The sequence below is a fragment of the Candidatus Electronema sp. PJ genome (assembly GCF_048287395.1).
Classification (GTDB): domain Bacteria; phylum Desulfobacterota; class Desulfobulbia; order Desulfobulbales; family Desulfobulbaceae; genus Electronema.
In genome coordinates this window covers 13,404-32,914 of sequence record NZ_JBLWEO010000016.1, presented here as the reverse complement: position 1 = coordinate 32,914, position 19,511 = coordinate 13,404, and the positions used below count along the sequence as shown (strand labels likewise).

Here is a 19,511-nt window from a genome sequence, read left to right as displayed (position 1 = left end):
GGGCTAGAGCAGAAGCACAAAGCCGAATCTTTTGGTACATCGAAGGCTTTTACAACCGCCAACGGCGGCATTCGGCGATCAGTTATCAGTCGCCAGACAACTACGAGCCGCTCTTCTTCAAAAGGGCTACTTAGGGAATAATACGTGTCCGCTATTGCGAAGACAGGTCAGTTGGTTGACATTCTGGATGTGAAGACAGCGTGAAGTGGCTGACCTGCTGTTCATGCACAGCAGGTCGGCTATTTAGATGTGTTCCGCTTCAGGCTCCGCAGCCTTGGGATAGGAGCCAAGCAGACGGAACGAAGGGCAGATGTGTTGCAGCTCGTTGCAGGCCTCTTGGATGACCTGATCGTCGCTGTGACCGAGCAGGTCGAGAAAGAACTGATACTTCCACCGCTTGCCCTTGACCGGCCTTGATTCGAGCTTGGTCAGGTTGATGTGCTTGGCCGACAGGATGCTCAGGGCCTCGTTGAGCGCGCCGGGCTTGTCCGCTGTGCCAAGCAGGAGCGAAGTCTTGTCGCTGCCGCTGCGTGGCTGGGCATGATTGCCGATCACCAGAAAGCGGGTGGTGTTGCCCTGATGATCTTCAATGCTGGGCACCGCGATCTGCACATCGTAGTGCTTGATTGCCAATTCGCTGGCAATAGCACCGATGTTGGGATTGTCCGCTGCCATCTGCGCTGCCGCAGCGGTTGAGGAAACATCCAAGGTGGGAATGCCGGGCAGGTTCTTGCGCAACCACTCCCGGCACTGAGCCAAGGGCTGGGCATGAGAGGCCACGATTTGAATGTCCTTCAGATTGCCGGAGCTGCACAGCAAGTTCTGCCGCACAGCCAAATGCAGCTCGCCGCAGATGATGACCTTGTACTTCATGAAGGAGTCCAAGGTCAGGGCGATGGAGCCTTCAATGGAGTTCTCTACTGGCACGATGCCGTACTGCACCCGGCCTTTCTCGACTTCCAAGAAGGCATCTTCAATGGAGGCAACCGGGCGGTACTGCGCCGCAGGGCCGAAGTACCGCACTGCCGCAAGATGCGAGAAAGTGGCTTCCGGCCCCAGAAAGGCCACTTCCACGTCCTTCTGCGCCAAGCGGCAGGTGGTCATAATCTCATGAAAGATGCTGCGCAGGGCGTTGTCCGGGAACTTGCCGCTGTTCTCGGCCAGTAGACGCTTATATACTTCGCGCTCGCGCCGGGGGTCCCAGCTCGACAGATTGGCCTCTTTCTTCAGCCTGCCGATGGTCAGGGCGCAGTCAAGCCGCTCCTGAAGCAGGGACAATATCGCGCCGTCTATGTCGTCGATGCGCTGGCGGACGTGGGGGATGGTGGGTTTTGTTTCAGCCATTGGCGTGGTGGTAGTTCATGGGGCTTGCTTGCAGCTCTTGATCTTCTGTCAGCATATTTTCTATCAATTCAAGAACAATCTGACTGATATTTTTTCCTTGTTTTTCAGCCATGCGTTGCAAGGCAAGATAGATATCGTCGGGCAGCTCCAAGGTCAATGTTCTCGACATAGTACCTCCTTTATTTTGTCTTTGAAATAGCTAATTAATAGCAACGCCTGTTGCTTCTGCCATTGTTGCTGTAGTGCAGCCATTTGTTTCGTTTGTTCCTACAGCTGAGGATTTATTGTACCAAACGCTGATCTTTTTATTTAACGCTTTTGCCATCAAGACTACACTCAACATGGCTTTGCCTTGACTCGTTGAGGTGTCAAACTTAAAACGATAAGAAAAGAAAGAACATGTGTTAGATATATCAGCAATGCTCTGTACGTAGCATAAGTTGCTCTGAACATAGACATTCTGAAACACTATCTCAGGAACGTAATCAGCCGAAGCCTTTTCGCTCAAGGAAAAAACAATGATTGCAGCTAACAGCAAAATAGACGATTTCATTTTATCCTCCATGTTTGATACACCCTTAGCAACTCCTTCACCGAAGGAGAAATTTAATAGCCGGAAGAAACGTATTGCCCTGATTTTCTAACGCATCAGGAATACCATCGTTATCATCATCTGGATCGGCATTGTCGCCGATGCCATCACCGTCCGCATCCTTGCTTTCGCTTGGATCAAGCGGAAAGGCATCCTGTCCATCTGCAACACCGTCATTGTCATCATCAGGATCAGCGTTATTGCCAACACCGTCACCATCAGTATCCGTCCATTCATTAGGATTCAGCGGGAAGGCGTCAGATATATCAGGAACACCGTCATTATCATCATCGCTGTCGCAAGCATCGCCGCTGCTGTCGCTGTCTGTGTTCTTCTGATCTGCATTGCTGACGGACGGGCAGTTGTCCTGGCTGTCAAGAATACCGTCTCCGTCGCTGTCCACATCCTCCATGAGGATTTCGTTGATCACGGACATGACGGCGGCGAGCTGGTCTGGTGTCAGGCCGCACTGCACTGTTTTCGGTGAATTGGTTAGGAGCGGATTGGTGCCGCCAGCATCGTCAATGGCGTAAGCATAGATTTGATGTGCCGCGCCGTCGTTCAATGAATTCGGCAGAGGAAAAGAAAAACCATGATTCTTATCAGTATAGGGCAGATCGCCCCGATACGTATCGGCAAAGGTGCTGCCGATATAGGTGCCTGTGTCTATAGGCCCATCTTTGTAGAAACGAATAAAGACAGGATTGGAAGTATCTGGGTCTTTTGCCCAGCCAGATAGAGAGTTGCAATCTGCGCTGTCAAAATAGCCGACAGGAGCATTATTTTTTGGGAGAACTGTGAAGACTGCTTCGGTCGAGCAATCATTTGATTTATGTTCTTCGCGTACTGCACCGTCACCGTTGTCATAGAGTGCTACTCTATCAGCGCAAACGACAATGTTGTATTTCCCTGGCTCGGTTGGAACTGCGAATTCTTCTTTTTCCCACTTGTCTTGCCCGACAGCAAGTTCATAATCTCGTATCGTATCGGTGCCGACTTTCACCCAATCATGATGATTATCTTCCTTCTCGCCTTTCGAGAGGAGATACCACACGTCTATATCCTGCGGACTGTTGGCGCAGCCTTCGTTTTTCACTTTGACATTGATCCATGCCTTGTCGCCCGACTCAAACACATATTTATCTTCCCCATTCTCGCTTTTGGTAATCCACGCTCTCTTTGAGATAAAGTCAGGCAGGCATTCAGGGGCAGGCGGTGTGTTGTCAACGATCTCGTCGCCATAATTTCCATACCATGGCGTTTCACCTTCAACGTAAGGACGGACTATCTGATAAGTAATTTTGTTAGTTTCTTTATTAGTGGCGTTGTCTATCACCCACCATTGATAATGACCGATTGGCTTGCTTGCAGTTGGCGAATACGAAACGCTCCAATGCCCGTTGCTGTCAATCTCGTTAGCGTTAATAGCGATAGTTTCGGTGGTGCCAACCTCTGTATATTGCACTTTCAGAGTGGCTGTGCCTCCGGGAGTCAACCCCCAGACACTTTGAATGATAGGAGAGCCGCCGGGGGAGGAAATGTAATTTTCTTGCCAAGCTCCAGGAACTGAGGACGGAGGAGGCGGTGTAGCATCTTCACCATTTTTTGCATAAAAAATCAATGCAGCATTGATAAACTTTATTTTATGTATATCTAATATATTTTTATAGTTAAAAAAATCCATGCTATCATGTATGGGTACTAAATAATCAGTTGTCAGTGAAGTCTTTTCTCCAGCAGAAGAAACTAGTTCTCTCCCAATTGAAGCACTATAAGCAATATATGATTTAATCGAGCATTCAGGGTTATTACCAAGTTGAGCTTGAAATTTTTCATTAATTCTTGCCGTGTTAAATATATATGCTTTTAAGCCCTCTTTATGAGCCGCCCAAGTTGCTAATCCTCCTCCTAATGAATGACCAGTCAGTATTGCAGAAGTTGAATACTTACTTTTTACAGTCTCTGCTGCATAAGCAGCTTGTTTATATTGATCATAAATATTCATTAAATCGCTCCACCCAACAAGTTGAGCGATATTTGTTCCCCAGTCTGCGGAATCAGTTGGTTCTGTTCCCCTGTAAGCAAGCGCATATTGCCCATTATTTTCATTTCGATACAACGCTGCATAAAATCCATTGTCAAAATCAATTGATACATAATTTTCACGAAGTATTACAGCCAGTTTATACTCTACAGGCCAATGGAAATCAACGATACCGTTTTCATCTCTAACGAGCTTCCAGCCATTTCCTTCCTTCCCTTCAGTGTAAACAAACCGTGACAGGTCAGCATAAGGCTTTGTCTCTCTTGCACATTCGGTTGTGTCGCAAATGTTAGCGAAGCTGAAAGAACTAAATAATAGTATTGCCAATAGCTGAACGAAAATGCTCTTTGATAATATTACAGTCATGTAAATATCTCTCAGAAGAGTTATAGGGCGCAAAGCAATCCCCAACTATCCTTTCCCAGTGCATTTCAAAGACGATGCGCTTGCCCAGCGGCCTACGCGGCCACAAGTGGCATCTCCTGATACGAGAACTCCCATAATCCAGCATTGGCTTTCGCGTGCTCAACCGTCATGCTGACCATGTTCCCGTTCTCATCAAAATCAACATAGATATTCTCGCTGATCTCCCGTGTCTCAGCTATTTCCCTACCGGTGAATTCAATCAGCGCGGTGTCCGTGTCAGCGAAATATTTTACTTTCATGCTTCTTCCTCTCTGAATGATCTGTCGAAAAAGGCGTTATGAACTGTTTCCCCATCTTCAAGCAGAATCATCCGCAGATATTTGTTCTCCTTAACAATCTTTGCCCATTTTTTGATTCTGCCGTTCGCCTGAATTTCAATCCGCTCCGGGCAGTCAATCACCTGCTGTATCCATTCGATGTGTATTCTGGTCCGATCGGGCCGCTGTCTGGCGTATTCAAAATAAAGCGTTGTCTTCATCGACCTAATTTGATGGATGATTCAATCATACACAGGCGACTTCACCACTTCAATCACTTGGTCCCGCCTTCATTCTCCCACCAGCCGTAGGGTTGGCAAGCGCCTTGCTGCTTCCTGAAGCAGCTTGAGAACGCTGTTCGTCAGCATGATCGCATCCTCCTGTTTCCTTGCATCCGCATCACGTCATGAAGAATCGATAAGCGTAAGTTGTCCTACGCCCCTTAGATTCTTTTCTGCGGGCCGCCGATTTTCTCCTGCAAGACCACGATTCCTTACTTCCGGTGCCTGCGATTAAAAATCAATAGCCTGCAACTCTAACGCAAGCCTCCGCGATAAAACATCAGCCTCGTGATTTTTTCCTGCAACAGCCCGTGACAAAGAAACGCTTGACCAATTATAGCTTTCGCTGCGCACTCATCAAGCCGCTTCTTTGCCGGCACATGTTCACTTCGTCGGCAGAAAATCTCCCGCCTTGGGAAAACGGCTGGCGAGCCGCGCAGGGTTCAGGTATAGTGAGATGTTTTTGATATGCTAAAACATCTGGCGGCACTTGCAACAAAAAAACTGAAAAAAAGCGGGCAGGGAGCAAAACATGAGCGAGCACAAGCAAGGCAAGGCGTTCCAAGTCAACAAGACCTATGCGGAAATCAACGCCCGGATCAAGGCGGGTGAGGCGGTGGTGGTCACAGCGGACGAGATGGTGGATATCGTCAGGAACGAAGGCCCAGTTGAGGCGGCCCGCCGGGTCGATGTGGTCACGACCGGCACCTTTTCGGTGATGTGCTCCTCCGGCATGTTCTTCAACTTCGGCCAGACCAATCCGACCATCAAGGGCCAGAAGGTATGGATGAACAAGGTGTCTGCATACGCCGGGCTGGCGGCGGTGGATGCCTACATCGGCGCGACCGAACCGACCGAGAACGACCCGCTCAATCAGGTCTATCCGGGTGAATTTCGCTATGGCGGCGGCCACGTCATTGAAGACTTGGTGGCAGGCAAAAAGGTGCTGCTGGAGGTGAAAGCCTACCCGACCGACTGCTATGCCAACACCAAGATGCACAAGGAAGTGACTTTGGCTGATCTGCCCTACGCCCTGCTTTGCAATCCGCGCAATGGCTATCAGAACTACAACTGCGCGGTCAATCTCTCCGACCGCATTGTTTACACCTACATGGGCACGCTCAAGCCCAACTGCCGCAATGCCAACTATTGCAGCGCAGGCCAGCTCAGTCCGCTGCTCAATGATCCGCTGTATCGGACTATTGGTATCGGCACGCGCATCTTCCTTGGCGGCGGCGTGGGGTATGTGACGTTCAACGGCACCCAGCATAATCCAGCTGCCCCGCGCGGCGAGAATGGCGTTCCAATCCGACCGGCGGGCACGATGATGGTGCAGGGTGATCTCAAGCAGATGTCAGCAGAATGGCTGCGCGGAGTCAGTTTGCAAGGCTACGGCTGCTCGCTGGCCGTTGGTCTGGGCGTACCGATTCCGATTCTCAACGAGGAAATGGCGCAGTTCACCGGCGTGTCAGACGAGGAAATCTTCACCCACGTTGTTGATTACGGCTACGACTACACCAACGGCGTGGCCCGCACTTACGGCAAAGTCAGCTACGCCCAGCTCAGAAGCGGGGAAATTGAGGTGGCAGGCAAAAAGGTGGCGACTGCGCCGCTCTCCTCGCTGGCTAAGGCCAGAAAGATTGCCGAGACCTTAAAAGAATGGATCCAGCAGGGCAAATTCCATCTCGGTGAACCGGTGGATTATTTCCCTTCGGCGGATTTTTCCTTTGACAAGCCGGAGCCGCAGGAGTAACTCTAGGTCGTGCTGCCGCTTCGAGAAAAGGTGGAGCAGCTCAAGAGGTTGCTTCACAGCCTAGGCAAGGTCGGCATTGCCTTTTCTGGTGGGGTGGATTCTTCCTTCCTGCTGCGGGCCGTTATAGATACGCTAGGTGCGGACAACGTGCTTGTCCTTCATGCCCGTTCCTGTCTGCAAAGCAAGGCAGAGCAGGAACAGGCGGTCTCCTGGCTGAAGCAGCAGGGCTTTCCGGCAGTACGCCTACGGATCATCGATCTTCAGCCCTTAGAATGGGAAGATTTTATCGCCAACCCACCTGATCGCTGTTATCTATGCAAACGGCGGATCTACAGCCGCTTTCTGGAGCTGCTGGTGGCAGAGGAGAGCGTTGAGGTGCTGCTCGACGGCACCAATCTTGATGATCTTCAGCAGGGCGAGCAAGGACGGCCCGGCCTGCAGGCAGTTGTTGAACTGGGAGTGCGAACACCGCTGGCTGACTGCTGCCTCAGCAAGGCAGAGATTCGGGAAGTAAGCCGCGAGCTGGGTTTGGAAACTTGGAATCAGCCTTCTGGCTCTTGTTTGGCAACCCGGATTCCGCAGGGCATGAAGATCACGGCAGAGCGGCTGGCGCAAATTGCCGCGCTGGAAGAGGCTGCTGCTGAATGCGGTTTCCAAGGCTGCCGGGTGCGGCTGCTCGATGAGACGAAAGTCTGCCTCCAGCTCTGCCAGGAAGACCTTGATCGCTTCTGCCTTCCGGCACTGCGGCAGGCAGTCTGCGATCTGCTAAACAGCAGGGGCGCAGGAAAGATATTTCTTGACCTTGATGGGCGTTGACAGAAGTTTTTTTATCCTGTTTAATGCCTGCTGTTGCGGGAAGGGCTGTTTTTTTGTCTGCTGCGGGCAGCAGATACGTCAAAAAAAGAAAGAGGACAGAACATGAACAAAAAAGAACTGGTTGACTCAATGGCGGAAGCAGCTGACATCAGTAGAGCAGCCGCAGAAAAGGCTCTGAATAGCGTTTTAATGAGCATCACAGAAGCCTTGGCTAAAGGCGACAAGGTGACATTGGTGGGGTTTGGTACCTTCTCTGCCGTGAAACGCTCTGCCCGCCAGACCAAAAATCCGCGCACCGGCGAGCCTATTGATATTCCGGCCAAGACTTCGGCTAAATTTAAGGCAGGCAGCAAGCTGGCCGAAGCGGTTAATGTTTAAGGATGTGGGGTGTAAATTTCAGCAGATTTTCTCTTGCTAAAACGGGCAGAGCATAATATATTGCTTCCGTCCGTAACAAAGCTGAAAATTTAGGTCGGGAAGTGGCTCAGTCTGGTAGAGCACAGCGTTCGGGACGCTGGGGCCGGAGGTTCGAATCCTCTCTTCCCGACCATTTGCTGCGTCGCAGCAAGTGGTCATGTATTCAGCAGAGCAGTCCTTGTTCTGCGTAAGTTCAAGAATCAGTGTTTTCCGCAGTAGAAAAAATATCCTCAAGTTATCTCGTTGCCAGAGGATCATCCAATCCTGCACATTTGCCTGCCATAGCAAGCCCTCTTAGGCTTCTTGTCTTCATCAACACGTTAGTTGCAGTAAGCAGCCTTCAGTTTTCTCTTCTTGCGACATTTTTTGCCTAACGCTTAGAAAAGATTCCTTTCTTGCTCGCTGACAAAGGAATTGGGCTTGGCAACAGAGGAGTTGTACTCGGCAGAAAAGGAGTCTGGCCGGGTACCAAAAGAGTTCTGATTAGCCGCAAAGAAGTCTTACCGACTTGGAAAGGAGTTGGAGTCGGCAAAACTCCTTTGCGGCTTAATAGGAAAGCAGTCTGGCCAAGCAAAACTCCTTTGTTGCCGACTATAACTCCTTTCTGGCCGAGCCAAACTCCTTGGCAAACGAGCCGCACTGCTAGCTTGCGGCTTGTTGCGCGAATGCTCTGATCTCCCTCTTGAAAATCCAGTCCTTCGTCACCGTCAGCAGGGCGGTTAACAGCCAGAGAACGACCAAGCCAGAACAAAGCATGGCACTCGCCAGGAACACGCCCGCCATCTGATAGGGCATTACTGAGGCGAGCAGCAGTGGCATGAAACCAACAGCAATCACCATGATATTGCGCAAGATTACCCTGGCAGGCTCATTCAACAGGCTGCGCATTGTCTCCGCCCAGTCTCCGGTTTTCACCATTGTCCGTCGGGCACGCTGGAGGAAATAGATGGCAAAATGTCCGACCAAGCCCGGCAAGAGCAAAGAACTCACTGCCACCGGCATGTCGCAGTCCTTGCTGATCAGGCCGAGGACACCATACATGAAAACAATGGTGCAGAACAGCGGCAGCATCGCCAGCAGACCCCAGACCGGCGAGCGAAACAGAATGGCCAGCAGCACGCAAATCACGAGGAGGCTGACGCACAACGGCTTCAGCATTCCGGTGAATATTCTTTTCGGCCAGGCCAGGTTGAGATACGTTTGCCCGGCCCATTCATGCTTCAACTCAACCGGTGGTGGGTGGCTGGTAAGATACTGCTCCACATCTTTAATCACCCGCTCCATGTTTCTGCTGTCGTTGCTGCGGAGCTGAAGCCAGAGATTGACCTTGGTGTAGTCTCGATTGACGAAATGCTGGAGAGCCTCCGGGTTATGGCTGTTCTGAAAGGAAAGCAACGTATCAGCTACAAGGTCAACGGTGTCCGGGATGGTGAAACGCTGTGGATCGCCTTCATGCAGTTCCTGATATATCTTTTTTACCACGTCGCTGATGCTCTGCGATTTGCTCACATCGCCCTGTTGGGCGAGATGCGCCTGCAACTCGGCAAGATAGCGCAGTATGTCAGGCCGTTTGAAGATTTCTTTGCGGCTACGAACCTTTTCCAAAAGCTCAATCGCTGCGGTCCAAAAGTTATAAACCGCCTCATCCTCTGGGAGAACCTTGTCCAGCTCGCTATTCCAGGCCTCAGTTAAGGTGTCAAGCAACTCGGTGCTGGTCTTGGCCGCTGCCGTTTCCTGGGCGATGCTACTCAGGGCGGCATCTTTGAACACAGACACTTCCAGTGGCTCCATTTCTTTTTTCAGCAGCTCGGCAGCTTCAGCAGCAGTCGGTTCTTGGGCATTGCCGGACAAGATCAAATAGGCTGCGTCGATGCCGCCGAAATGATCTTTCAACACCCTATCCGCCACGCGGATTTCCTGGTTTTTACTGAACCAATTGACCGGGTTGTCATTCACTTGAATCATAAAGATACCGACCCCGCCGACAAGGAGAAGGCCGATATGTACGGCAATCACCAACCAAGGCTTGCTGGATGCTATCTTACCGATCCAGTGCAACTGGCGATTGAACGGCGAATTCTCGACAGGTTTGCTGGCAAAATGCGCCAGGTTGCTGTCCGAGATCAACATGATGTACGCCGGAATGAAGGTGACAGTGAGCAACCAGGCCAGCAGGATACCAACACTGATAAATATGCCGAAATCCCGCACCAGCAGGATCGGTGTGGCAGCGGCAAGGCTAGCGAAACCGGCTGCCGAGGTCAGCGAAGCGAAAAACAGGAAGCCGAACAGTTCATCCATCACATGGAGGAGGGTCTTTTGTTTATCCTGGAAGCGGTGATAGCTGGCGCAAAATTCCGCCAAAATAGGTATCGAGCCAATCACGGCAATGGGCAGGATAAACAGCGGGATCAGCGAACTCAGGAGGTGCAAGGTATGGCCAGTGCCGATTAGCAGGCCCATCGTGATGATCACCGTGCAGACCGCTAAGATTATGGGCGCGATGATGAGCTGGAGGTTGTGGAAAAAATAATAGATAAGCAGGAAAATTATCAGCAGGGCTATCGCTAGGAAAATAGCCATCTGCCTGAGCATATCTCTACCAAAGAAGGCTTCGACCACCGGCAGACCAGTGATATGGAACTCCTCGCCGTTTGCAGGTTCCAGCTCCTTGATCTTCTCCCGCAGCTGCTTGGCCACCGTATAAGCGTAATCCTTGTTAGTGATGGGGAGAGAAATGGCGAGTGCCTTGCCGTCCTCGGAAACCATCGTGCCTTTCAGCAGCGGATGCGCTAGGGCTGCGTCGCGGATTTTCAGAGCCTCTTCGCGGTTGGTGGGCGGCTTCTGCATCAGCCGTTCAAAACGCACCTGGCCCGGCCCAGCTTGGAGGATAGTATCAACGTTGTCTGGGGCAACAATGTCACGGCTTACCACCCGCTGTTCCGGGTCTTTGAAATCGACCAAGGTAGCGGCGAACGTGCTCAGAGCATGAACTTTCTTCAGCGTTTCTGGGGTGAACACACCGTCAGGGTGCTGCTTGTTGACTACGCCCAGCACCACCACGTCATGCAAGCCAAACTCTTTTTTGATCTGTTCGTGAACAGCTGAGACATGCTCGTCTGTTGCAAGCAGATTGTCCGGGCGCATATCTACATGCACCTGGACAAGGAATGCGCCGAGGATCAGCGTGGCTATGAGCAGAGCCGCAATGATCGCCTTCGGCTTCCCTAGGGAAAATCCGATGACCTTTCCTGGCAACCGCATGATTTCCTTCTGAACAGTTCTTTCAGGTAATACCGCAACGTCGAGAGTTAGTCAGTCACTGATGGCCAGAGATGCTGGCTAATAAGCAGCACTACCTACTCGTTGACCTCGTTAATTATTGTAAGTTTTTTTAGAGCGGCTGATTGGATCTTGATAATAATGCGTATTTTCATCGTGATCCGCACCATCTTGATTCAGAGCGCGGTTGATCCGGCTCGGCATTCTCGTCACAGGCTCCTTCATAACCAGCTCATAACCGCTGGAAAAAGCCAGCACGACGATCATTGTGATGATTGATTTCTTTTTTCGGTATTCTGAAGGAATAAAAAAAACAAGGCCGACCAGAGCGGCGATCATGATGTAGAGATGATACTCGGCAAGCAGTGACATAACGTGTGCTCCTTTGTTGAAACAAGAAGATAGATTCTGTTGAAAGAATATACTTCAATCAGCACTGAAAACAACAAATTTTTTATCAGGGAATTAACGACAACCAGAAAAAAGCTAGCTGAAAAGACGAAGGAAGGGAAAATACTACAAAAATGCTTCCCAAAAAACGGAAAATTATGGCTGGGGGACAGGGATTCGAACCCCGATAAGCGGAGTCAGAGTCCGCTGTCTTGCCGTTAGACCATCCCCCAAAAGGATGGACGGAGTTTATAAAAAAGTACGGCAGATGTCAAGAGAAGATTTATATCCCGAGCAACAGAAATAAGATCTGCTAGTGAAAACAAGTCGCTTTGGCACCGGGACGGTGCTAACCCCGTCCCCGATATCTTTTTCCCCTTACGCCTTTTTGGGTGCTTCCGGTGCCTTTGGAGCTTCCGGCGGAGCCTTGGGTGCTTCTGGAATGTTGGCACCATGACAGTCGTTGCAGTTCTGCTGGCCGGTGATACCATGTATCTTGCCGCAGTTGAACTCGCCAGTGGCTTTGTACTTGCCGTCCTTCCAATCGTTCAGCAGCTCAACGGCCCTGTAGGCTGTGCTAGCGGCCACTCGTGCGCATCTATCCTTTCTTTCCGGGCTAGCGAGCGGCTTGTTGGCAGCCTTCATCCACCTACCTACTGACAGATGGCAGAGCGGGGAATTGCTGACTGTGTGCGGCAGTTCTGCTGTGACTTTCGGGTTCTTCGGCATATAGATCGGCATGTTTGCCTTGGAGTACCACTCCATGATGTCAATGCACATCTCATGGGCAGTGGTATTATCTGTCAATGGCTTGCGAGGCCCGATAATCAGGTTGAAGACCATGTTGGCACCAGCCGGGGCACCGCAGATTGTTCCCCAGCCTGCCTGGCCACCTTCCAGATAGATGAAGGAATCAATGGGGAAGGAGTTGTACGGCCCACCAACTTTCTCGCGCAGTTGGCTGAAAATGCTGCTGATCACCGCTGCGCCGCAGAAAACTCTATACCACTCTTCGTAAGCAAGCTGGGCGGTCTTCTCCGGGTCAAGTTTCTCGTAGGGCCAAGGCCATTGCTCGGTGGTGCCGTCCTTAGCCACTGCCGGGCTGATCAGCCCCCCGACGTGACTCAGAATTGCACCCGCCGCCAGCGCACCTGTCCCTGCCAGCACTTGCCGTCTTGACACGCCTTCCTGCTCGATTTCCTTGACCAGTTTCTCTTCCACAGTACAATCTCCTCTTGGTTTACTTCTTTTTTTGAAAAACATTCTTGCTGTTCCCTTCTAAGAACAGCCGTCGTGTTCTGTGTACCACAAAGTAACTGAAAGCTCCATGTCAAGGTACCACGCAGTAACAACTGCGTCAAATAAAAAAAGCTGCTTCTAAAAAAAAGAACTATCCCTTACCTGACTGCTCCGCCTCTGGTGGCAAAAGCGGGACAAAAACGCAGCGGTTATTCATTTGTGTCGGCAGCTGTACAATTTTTATCCTGCGCCATCGAGTCAGGTTTCCAAGTTAATTATCTGAAATAAACTATTTTTGCGAGAACTTTTTCTTCCGGCACAGTAGTTGCAAGAGTCCTTGCGGAACAAACATCTTCATTTTTCGCACAGGAACGATCATGGAAGCAGTGCTGCTGAAAGAGCGAGAGAATCAGATTCACGTCAAGGGTGAGAAGCCCTTCAACCTCGTTTGCAACAAGGACAGCCTCGCCGGGGCAGTGAGCCAGCGGGCCTGCGTCTTCTGCGGCTCGCGGGTGGTGCTGTACCCGATTGCTGACGCACTGCATCTCGTGCATGGCCCCATCGGCTGCGCAGTCTATACATGGGACATCCGGGGCGCACTCTCCTCCGGGCCGGAGCTGCACCGGCTCTCGTTTTCCACAGATTTGCAGGAGATGGATGTCATCTTCGGCGGCGAAAAGAAGTTGCGTCGTGCCCTGCTGGAGCTGATCGCCCGCCATAACCCCAAAGCCGCCTTTGTTTATTCCACCTGCATTGTCGGCATCATCGGCGACGACTTGGAAGCAGTCTGCAAGGACGTGGCCGCTGAGACCGGCCTACCGGTGATTCCGGTGCAGTCAGAAGGCTTCAAAGGAAACAAGCGGGCAGGCTATCAGGCCGCCTGTGAGGCCATGTTCCGGCTGATTGGCACGGGCGGCACAACAGGCATCTCCCAATACTCCCTCAACATCCTCGGCGACTTCAATCTGGCCGGCGAGATCTGGATGGTGCGCCAGTACTACGAGCGCATGGGGATTCAAGTTGTGGCCAACATCACCGGCGACGGCCGGGTAGGCGACATCTGCCGGGCGCACGGGGCCGCGCTGAACGTGGTGCAGTGCTCCGGCTCGACCATGCAGCTCGCCAAGATGATGGAAGACAAGTACGGCACGCCTGTCATCCGGGTCTCGTATTTCGGCATTGAGGACATGTCTGAGGCGCTGTACGACATCGCCCGTTTCTTCAAAAAGAAATACCCGGACGACCCGGAGACAGACCGGATCATGGAGCGCACCAAAGCCTTGGTGCAGGAGAAGGTGCGCGACTTGGTGCCGAAGCTGGAGCCGTACCGCAAGGCTTTGGCCGGGAAGAAGGCGGCGATCTACGTGGGCGGCTCGTTCAAAGCCTTTTCGCTGGTGAAAGCCTTCCGCCTGATCGACATGCAGGTGGTGATGGTCGGCTCGCAGACCGGCACTGAGGAGGACTACCGCGAACTCGAAGCGATAACTGATCCCGGCACGGTCATTGTGGACGATGCCAACCCGCTGGAGCTGAACTCGTTTCTGAAAGAAAAAGGCGTGGATGTCTTTGTCGGCGGAGTCAAGGAGCGGCCCATTGCCTATAAGCTAGGCATCGGCTTCTGCGACCACAACCACGAGCGCAAGGAGGCTCTGGCTGGCTTTGAGGGGATGCTCAACTTCGCCAAAGAGGTGTATTCCTCGGTGATGAGTCCAGTTTGGCGGTTTGTGCCAAGAAGGGAAGAGGGACTCAGCGCAGCCACTCAACGATATAATTCATTGCTGTAAAAAAGAGAAAAAAGCAGAGAAGCATCTTAATCGCTCGGGCAGGAAGGTGCTTCTGGCAGCGGGCACCCAGATACATGCCGCAGAAGCCACCCATCCCGAACAGAAACCCAAGCTGCCAGTCAGGGGCAACAGACTGGTTGGGATAAAAGACCGCCAGGAGCTGATAGATACCAACTCCAGCTACCGAGGTGATGAACGTGCCCATTAACGAAGCACCAGCTACTGCATAGACTGGCAGACGAAAGAAAGCGACCATGAATGGCGCAATAATTGCCCCGCCGCCAATGCCGTAGATGCCGCCGATAATGCCAACAACAAAGGTCAGCAGGAAAATCTTGGGTACAGAAAAGGAAAACTGCTCACCAGCAAAACTGAAGGCAGCGCGTTTAAGGGAAAACCTGCTGTCCGTGACCACAAACTCAGCGGGCTGCGTTGGAGCTTTGCTTTGATTGGTTGCTGCTGTCTTCCTGAGGAGATCTGTCAGAAATTTGCTTCCTACATACAGCAGAACTAATCCGGCAAACAGTTTAAACTGCTTGGGATCAGGCAAATATTCCAGCCGGACCCAGGCTCCGATCAAAACGCCGGGTAACGTACCAATGATAACAGCTGCGGTAAGCGGCCAAACCATGCGCCGCTCTTTGGTATAACGCCACACACCACTGGGAATGGCAACAACGTTGAAAAGCTGGTTGGTAGCACTGACCGAAGGCGCGGTGTAATGCAGAATACTCATCTGGAACGGCAGAAGCAGGAATGCACCAGACAATCCCCCCATTGAAGTGAAGAAAGAAACGATAAAAGCAGTCAGGGGTGGTAGGAAAACCCACGTTTGCACGCCAGATGCAGGAAAGGTGACGAAGAGCAGATCAGTCATCACAGGCAAGGCCTTAGCGGAAAGTATTTTTAGTGAGAAGACAGGCTCGTAAAGATCTATTGCAAAGAAGTAAGGGAAGAATACGACTCGTTTACCAAGGAGTTTGGCTCGGTCAGAAAGGAGTTGTACTCGGCAGAAGAGGAGTTTTGCTTGGCCAAACTGCTTTCCTGTTGAGCCGCAAAGGAGTTTGGCCGACTTAAACTCCTTTCCAAGTCGGCAAGATTCCTCTGCGGCTTGGCCAAACTCCTTTGTTAATCGGCCAGACTCCTTTGCAAGTCGGCAAAACTCCTCTTTTGCCAAGCCGAACTGCTTTGCCAGCGAGCAGGAAAGGAATAATGCCTTGCGGCATGGGAGAACCGCAAGGCAAACGTGCTGCTAAAGAGGCAAAATCAGGAGTTCTGCTGCCTGACTTTGCGGCTCAACCAGCAGAACTTAATAGGAATGCGTCCCCAGCACCACCTGCACGCCGAATTTCTTCTCCAGCGTCACCTTCAGGTCATCATATACTAGCGGACAAGCTGCGGTTTCCATTGCCGCCTTCACGCAGGTGCCAAGATGGACCACCTCCATTGGCCTACCAATATTGGTGGTGGTTTCCTTGAGCAGTTTGACCCTTGGCACAGTCAGGCCGGGGCAGCCACCGCAGTCAGTCATCGCCACCAATTCGATGTCTTCATCTTTGTAACGGGCAAACTCACCGTTTTTCTCGGCCATGCCTTTGTAGCATTTGGCGCAGGCAATGCACGAATGATCTTTGATCTGCTTACAATAAAGGATTGCGATTTTAGCCATGATTTATCCTCCTGTTTATAGAATTGAAAAAAGCTGCTGCAACTCACAGCAGCCAATAACACGCCGTGTTGCAGCCTAATATTGCCGGTCAGCTGCTTCTTCGCAGGTGAGCAGTCGCTCTCGTGCCGCATCAGCCAGCACCAGCCGGGCGATTTCCACATCTTTGCTGATTTGCGCAGAAAGCTCCTCTGCGGAAGCAAACTTGATCTCACCGCGTAGATGACGAAGCAAGTTTAACCGGATAGGCTGACCATAGATATCAGCATTAAAATCAAAAATATGAGTTTCCGCAACCAATTCGTTCTCGCCAAAGGTGGGATTATGACCGATATTGGAGATGCTGCCGTACATTTTGCCGCCGCAGACCACCTGGGTGACGTACACGCCTTTCTTCGGGCAAAGGTCTTCTTCAGAAATATGCAGATTGGCTGTTGGGAACCCCAGGCCTCTGCCGCGCTGCCTGCCGCGCTGCACCTCGCCCCGGATGTGGTAGCAACGACCGAGCAGTCGGCGTACTTCTTGCATTTGTCCGTCCATGACTAATTGGCGGATGCGAGTGCTGGAGACCGGCAGGTTGTCCTCGTAATGCGCTTCCACAACTGTGACTGGAAAGCCTTTGTCTTGGCCCTGTTGTTGCAGGAAGGCAATATTGCCCTCGCGTCCCCGGCCAAAAGCATAATCATAACCGATCACCAGCTCCTGCACCCCGATCGTATGACAGAGAATCTGTTCGACAAAATCTGGCGCAGTGGTCTGGGCAAATTGACGATCAAAGGGGATGATCACCAGCGCGTCAATGCCAGCCAAACGGATCAGTTCGATCTTTTGCTCGACAGAAGAGATCAGGCGGATACCTTCGGGCCGCAGTACCTTGAGCGGGTGCGGGTCGAACGTGATGGCCACTGCTGTACCGCCACTACGCCGCGCCTTAACCAACACCTCGCTGAAGAGCAACTGATGACCCAAGTGCACGCCATCAAAGTTGCCGATAGTAACGATGGGGCGATGGAAAGGCCGGGTGATCTCCTGCAAGTTTCTGTAGAGCTGCATGGTGTTCCGCACAATTTCAGGTTGAGGTCTCAGATTCTAATAACAGCGAATATGTACCTCAAGCAGACAAAAGCCGCAAACAGTTCATACGCTCTGGCAAAAAAAGCAGGTAAAGGTGATGAAAACTTATTGACACCATCCCCCAAATAAGGCATATTAATCGGCGCAATGCCGAAGTGGCGGAATTGGTAGACGCGCTAGGTTCAGGGTCTAGTGAGCGTACGCTTGTGGGAGTTCGACTCTCCCCTTCGGCACCATATCATAGTTCAGTAACGTCCATTGACGTATCATAAAGCCCGCAACCTTAACAGGTTAGCGGGTTTTTCTTTGCCTTTCCTTCCGTTTTCGTCCAAAAAAGTCCGTTGACTTCCGCTGCATGAAGTGGGTATAACTGCGGGTATCTGACAAGGTAAACAACATACCCGCTGCGTTATTTCGCTGCCTTCCCGATAGCCGCATCATGTCAAAACTCACCGCAGTTCAAATCCGCCAAGCCAAGCCGAAAGACAAGCCCTACAAGCTGCCCGACGGTCAGGGCCTTTATTTTCATGTCGCCGAGTCTGGAAAAAGCACATGGCGTTACCGTTTCAGAGTGGACGGCAAGGAATCAACCTGCGTTCTGGGAGAATACCCGGACATGAGCCTTGAGCAGGCGCGGAAGGCGAGAGCTGAGGCGCGTGAGCAGGTCAAGGCGGGAAAAAATCCGTCGCATGAGCGGCAGAAGGAAAAACAAGAGGTCATTGAGCAGCAGAAAGCCGAGCGTGAGGCGGCGGCGAACAGCTTTGAGGCGGTGGCCCGCGAATGGATGGAGCGGCAGCAGGAGCGGTGGAGCAGAGGCCATGCCAGAGCTGTTTTGGGCACGTTGGAACGCGATGCCTTCCCCTTTATCGGTGACTGTCCGGTTGATGCGGTCACGCCGCCGATGATTCTTGAGATCGCCAAGAATATTGAGAAGCGGGGTGCCTTGGAGATCGCCCGGCAACTGCTGCAACGAATGAACGCTGTATTTCGTTATGCGGTGCAGAGCGGCAAGGCCACCTATAACCCGGCTGCCGACATGCAGGGAGTCTTAAAGAGCCGCAAGGTCGTTCACCGGGCCGCGCTGTCCGGCGATGAGCTGCCGGAGTTCATGCAGTCCCTCATGCGGGCGGACATTGACATAGCCACGAAACTTGCCTTGCAGTTCACCATATTGACAGCGGCCCGGAGCGGTGAGACACGCGGGGCAACATGGGCAGAGATCAGCCTTGACGCGGCCTTGTGGCGCATTCCCGGCGAAAGGATGAAGATGGACAGCCCGCACACAGTGCCCCTGTCACGGCAGGCTGTGGCTGTCCTTGAGCGGGCGGGCAGGCTCTACGGCAAGGAAGGGCTGATTTTCCCCGGCAGGGACGGCGTGAAGCCGCTTTCAGAGAACACCATGCTTTATGCCCTGTACCGCATGGGCTACCATTCAAAGGCCACGGTGCATGGCTTCCGGGCCGTCTTCTCCACTATGGCGAACGAGGAAGGTTTTGACGGCGATGTGATTGAAAAGGCTCTTGCCCATGAGCAGCGCAACAAGGTGCGGGCGGCATATCATAGAAGCGAATATTTGGAGCAGCGGCGGGAGCTGATGCAGTGGTGGGGAAATTTATTGCAGGAGATGGAATATGCCAAAGTTTGATGAGGGCAATCGGAAAAGAGGAATTCAAGGTTATTTGGAAGCATCAAAGGAAGCCAAAAAGGAAACTGAAATCAATAGCCTGTTTTCAGAAAAAGGAAATCAGTTAAGCTATGAAAAGACGGCTGCGGGAATGTGTGCAGCCGGAGGCTTTGGCGAGTCAACGTATATGACTGATTGGCACCAAAAATCATTCAGGATAATTGATGAGGCAGAATCAAAGGCAATGGAGCGAACTGCATTGAAAGCACTTTTGCATAACTCCCAGATAAAAGAAAATAATATGGGGCTTCAGTTGGACAGCAGGGATTACAAAGATTTTTTGCGGCTGGTTAAAGATAAAGATAACGACTGGATAGACAAAGAATTTTATGAATTATTTTACAGAAATAATAAAATTAGACGCAAGAGACTCTTGGAAGCCATTCTTGACAGAAAAATTAAATGTAAAATTACAATAGAAAATGAATAGGCATCAAGTGATGAATTACAAGAATTCGATGA

19 protein-coding genes and 3 tRNA genes are annotated in these 19,511 nt (G+C 51.6%); 9 read left to right on the top strand and 13 right to left on the bottom strand.

Annotated features, from left to right (window positions below):
* Positions 1-134, top strand: a 134-nt coding sequence (locus ACNKIB_RS02230) for an IS3 family transposase (RefSeq protein WP_417908910.1), incomplete at its 5' end; no start/stop codon positions are given.
* A gap of 109 nt (positions 135-243) precedes the next feature.
* Here ACNKIB_RS02230 and pheA read toward each other — a convergent pair.
* From pheA to ACNKIB_RS02200, 6 genes are all read right to left on the bottom strand, one after another.
* Positions 244-1,344 (bottom strand): prephenate dehydratase, encoded by a 1,101-nt coding sequence (gene pheA, locus ACNKIB_RS02225; protein WP_417908907.1) that lies wholly within the window; start codon positions 1,342-1,344, stop codon positions 244-246.
* On the bottom strand, positions 1,337-1,513 hold the full coding sequence (locus tag ACNKIB_RS02220; RefSeq protein WP_417908906.1) for a hypothetical protein: 177 nt from the start codon (positions 1,511-1,513) through the stop codon (positions 1,337-1,339). The genes pheA and ACNKIB_RS02220 overlap by 8 nt, the downstream gene beginning before the upstream one ends.
* Before the next feature lie 30 nt (positions 1,514-1,543).
* The gene (locus tag ACNKIB_RS02215) at positions 1,544-1,897 is read right to left on the bottom strand and encodes a hypothetical protein (protein ID WP_417908905.1); all 354 of its coding nucleotides are present in this window, start codon (positions 1,895-1,897) and stop codon (positions 1,544-1,546) included.
* Positions 1,898-1,934: 37 nt separating this feature from the next.
* A complete protein-coding gene (locus ACNKIB_RS02210) occupies positions 1,935-4,346 on the bottom strand; it encodes a thrombospondin type 3 repeat-containing protein (protein WP_417908904.1) in 2,412 nt (803 codons plus the stop codon).
* Positions 4,347-4,438: 92 nt separating this feature from the next.
* Positions 4,439-4,645 carry a DUF2283 domain-containing protein gene (locus ACNKIB_RS02205; RefSeq protein ID WP_417908903.1) on the bottom strand — a complete coding sequence of 69 codons (207 nt, stop codon included), beginning with the start codon at positions 4,643-4,645 and terminating at the stop codon, positions 4,439-4,441.
* Positions 4,642-4,884 carry a hypothetical protein gene (locus ACNKIB_RS02200; RefSeq protein WP_417908902.1) on the bottom strand — a complete coding sequence of 81 codons (243 nt, stop codon included), beginning with the start codon at positions 4,882-4,884 and terminating at the stop codon, positions 4,642-4,644. The genes ACNKIB_RS02205 and ACNKIB_RS02200 overlap by 4 nt, the downstream gene beginning before the upstream one ends.
* Positions 4,885-5,476: 592 nt before the next feature.
* Between ACNKIB_RS02200 and ACNKIB_RS02195 the strand changes: the two genes are divergently transcribed.
* The 4 genes from ACNKIB_RS02195 (at position 5,477) to ACNKIB_RS02180 (ending at position 8,063) form a co-directional block, all read left to right on the top strand.
* Positions 5,477-6,697, top strand: a complete 1,221-nt coding sequence (locus ACNKIB_RS02195) for a homocysteine biosynthesis protein (RefSeq protein ID WP_417908901.1) — start codon at positions 5,477-5,479, stop codon at positions 6,695-6,697.
* Between the two features lie 48 nt (positions 6,698-6,745).
* On the top strand, positions 6,746-7,513 hold the full coding sequence (locus tag ACNKIB_RS02190) for a TIGR00268 family protein (RefSeq protein ID WP_417908900.1): 768 nt from the start codon (positions 6,746-6,748) through the stop codon (positions 7,511-7,513).
* Between the two features lie 102 nt (positions 7,514-7,615).
* Entirely contained in the window at positions 7,616-7,891 is a 276-nt protein-coding gene (locus ACNKIB_RS02185; protein WP_417908899.1) for an HU family DNA-binding protein, read from the top strand.
* 95 nt (positions 7,892-7,986) lie between these two features.
* Positions 7,987-8,063: transfer RNA gene (locus ACNKIB_RS02180), tRNA-Pro, on the top strand.
* A gap of 509 nt (positions 8,064-8,572) precedes the next feature.
* Here the strand turns inward: ACNKIB_RS02180 and ACNKIB_RS02175 are convergent.
* From ACNKIB_RS02175 to ACNKIB_RS02160, 4 genes are all read right to left on the bottom strand, one after another.
* On the bottom strand, positions 8,573-11,194 hold the full coding sequence (locus tag ACNKIB_RS02175) for an efflux RND transporter permease subunit (protein ID WP_417908898.1): 2,622 nt from the start codon (positions 11,192-11,194) through the stop codon (positions 8,573-8,575).
* Between the two features lie 111 nt (positions 11,195-11,305).
* The gene (locus ACNKIB_RS02170; protein ID WP_417908897.1) at positions 11,306-11,584 is read right to left on the bottom strand and encodes a hypothetical protein; all 279 of its coding nucleotides are present in this window, start codon (positions 11,582-11,584) and stop codon (positions 11,306-11,308) included.
* A 177-nt stretch (positions 11,585-11,761) separates the two neighbouring features.
* A tRNA-Gln gene (locus tag ACNKIB_RS02165) sits at positions 11,762-11,835 on the bottom strand.
* A gap of 145 nt (positions 11,836-11,980) precedes the next feature.
* Positions 11,981-12,823 (bottom strand): C-GCAxxG-C-C family (seleno)protein, encoded by an 843-nt coding sequence (locus ACNKIB_RS02160; protein WP_417908896.1) that lies wholly within the window; start codon positions 12,821-12,823, stop codon positions 11,981-11,983.
* Between the two features lie 395 nt (positions 12,824-13,218).
* On the opposite strand from ACNKIB_RS02160, the gene nifE reads away from it, so the two are divergent.
* Complete coding sequence (gene nifE, locus ACNKIB_RS02155) at positions 13,219-14,625, top strand: nitrogenase iron-molybdenum cofactor biosynthesis protein NifE (RefSeq protein ID WP_417908895.1); 1,407 nt, start codon at positions 13,219-13,221, stop codon at positions 14,623-14,625.
* On the opposite strand, the gene ACNKIB_RS02150 is transcribed toward nifE, so the two are convergent.
* From ACNKIB_RS02150 to ACNKIB_RS02140, 3 genes are all read right to left on the bottom strand, one after another.
* A complete protein-coding gene (locus ACNKIB_RS02150) occupies positions 14,588-15,502 on the bottom strand; it encodes a sulfite exporter TauE/SafE family protein (RefSeq protein WP_417908909.1) in 915 nt (304 codons plus the stop codon). The genes nifE and ACNKIB_RS02150 overlap by 38 nt on opposite strands.
* A gap of 432 nt (positions 15,503-15,934) precedes the next feature.
* Entirely contained in the window at positions 15,935-16,294 is a 360-nt protein-coding gene (locus tag ACNKIB_RS02145; RefSeq protein WP_417908894.1) for a CGGC domain-containing protein, read from the bottom strand.
* Between the two features lie 75 nt (positions 16,295-16,369).
* Positions 16,370-17,344 (bottom strand): bifunctional riboflavin kinase/FAD synthetase, encoded by a 975-nt coding sequence (locus ACNKIB_RS02140; RefSeq protein WP_417908893.1) that lies wholly within the window; start codon positions 17,342-17,344, stop codon positions 16,370-16,372.
* A 170-nt stretch (positions 17,345-17,514) separates the two neighbouring features.
* Here ACNKIB_RS02140 and ACNKIB_RS02135 point away from each other — a divergent pair.
* From ACNKIB_RS02135 to ACNKIB_RS02125, 3 genes are all read left to right on the top strand, one after another.
* Positions 17,515-17,601: transfer RNA gene (locus ACNKIB_RS02135), tRNA-Leu, on the top strand.
* A 203-nt stretch (positions 17,602-17,804) separates the two neighbouring features.
* Positions 17,805-19,010, top strand: a complete 1,206-nt coding sequence (locus ACNKIB_RS02130) for a tyrosine-type recombinase/integrase (RefSeq protein ID WP_417908892.1) — start codon at positions 17,805-17,807, stop codon at positions 19,008-19,010.
* Positions 18,997-19,479, top strand: a complete 483-nt coding sequence (locus ACNKIB_RS02125) for a hypothetical protein (RefSeq protein WP_417908891.1) — start codon at positions 18,997-18,999, stop codon at positions 19,477-19,479. The genes ACNKIB_RS02130 and ACNKIB_RS02125 overlap by 14 nt, the downstream gene beginning before the upstream one ends.
* Positions 19,480-19,511: the final 32 nt, after the last annotated feature.

Excerpts from the sequence above, each read along its gene's own strand:
- ACNKIB_RS02220 (WP_417908906.1), bottom strand. The coding sequence starts at position 1,513 with ATGTCGAGAACATTGACCTTGGAGCTGCCCGACGATATCTATCTTGCC.
- ACNKIB_RS02130 (WP_417908892.1), top strand. The coding sequence starts at position 17,805 with ATGTCAAAACTCACCGCAGTTCAAATCCGCCAAGCCAAGCCGAAAGAC.
- ACNKIB_RS02215 (WP_417908905.1), bottom strand. The coding sequence starts at position 1,897 with ATGAAATCGTCTATTTTGCTGTTAGCTGCAATCATTGTTTTTTCCTTG.
- ACNKIB_RS02200 (WP_417908902.1), bottom strand. The coding sequence starts at position 4,884 with ATGAAGACAACGCTTTATTTTGAATACGCCAGACAGCGGCCCGATCGG.
- pheA (WP_417908907.1), bottom strand. The coding sequence starts at position 1,344 with ATGGCTGAAACAAAACCCACCATCCCCCACGTCCGCCAGCGCATCGAC.
- ACNKIB_RS02210 (WP_417908904.1), bottom strand. The coding sequence starts at position 4,346 with ATGACTGTAATATTATCAAAGAGCATTTTCGTTCAGCTATTGGCAATA.
- ACNKIB_RS02140 (WP_417908893.1), bottom strand. The coding sequence starts at position 17,344 with ATGCAGCTCTACAGAAACTTGCAGGAGATCACCCGGCCTTTCCATCGC.
- ACNKIB_RS02145 (WP_417908894.1), bottom strand. The coding sequence starts at position 16,294 with ATGGCTAAAATCGCAATCCTTTATTGTAAGCAGATCAAAGATCATTCG.
- ACNKIB_RS02205 (WP_417908903.1), bottom strand. The coding sequence starts at position 4,645 with ATGAAAGTAAAATATTTCGCTGACACGGACACCGCGCTGATTGAATTC.
- ACNKIB_RS02185 (WP_417908899.1), top strand. The coding sequence starts at position 7,616 with ATGAACAAAAAAGAACTGGTTGACTCAATGGCGGAAGCAGCTGACATC.
- ACNKIB_RS02175 (WP_417908898.1), bottom strand. The coding sequence starts at position 11,194 with ATGCGGTTGCCAGGAAAGGTCATCGGATTTTCCCTAGGGAAGCCGAAG.
- ACNKIB_RS02125 (WP_417908891.1), top strand. The coding sequence starts at position 18,997 with ATGCCAAAGTTTGATGAGGGCAATCGGAAAAGAGGAATTCAAGGTTAT.
- ACNKIB_RS02150 (WP_417908909.1), bottom strand. The coding sequence starts at position 15,502 with ATGACTGATCTGCTCTTCGTCACCTTTCCTGCATCTGGCGTGCAAACG.
- ACNKIB_RS02195 (WP_417908901.1), top strand. The coding sequence starts at position 5,477 with ATGAGCGAGCACAAGCAAGGCAAGGCGTTCCAAGTCAACAAGACCTAT.
- ACNKIB_RS02170 (WP_417908897.1), bottom strand. The coding sequence starts at position 11,584 with ATGTCACTGCTTGCCGAGTATCATCTCTACATCATGATCGCCGCTCTG.
- nifE (WP_417908895.1), top strand. The coding sequence starts at position 13,219 with ATGGAAGCAGTGCTGCTGAAAGAGCGAGAGAATCAGATTCACGTCAAG.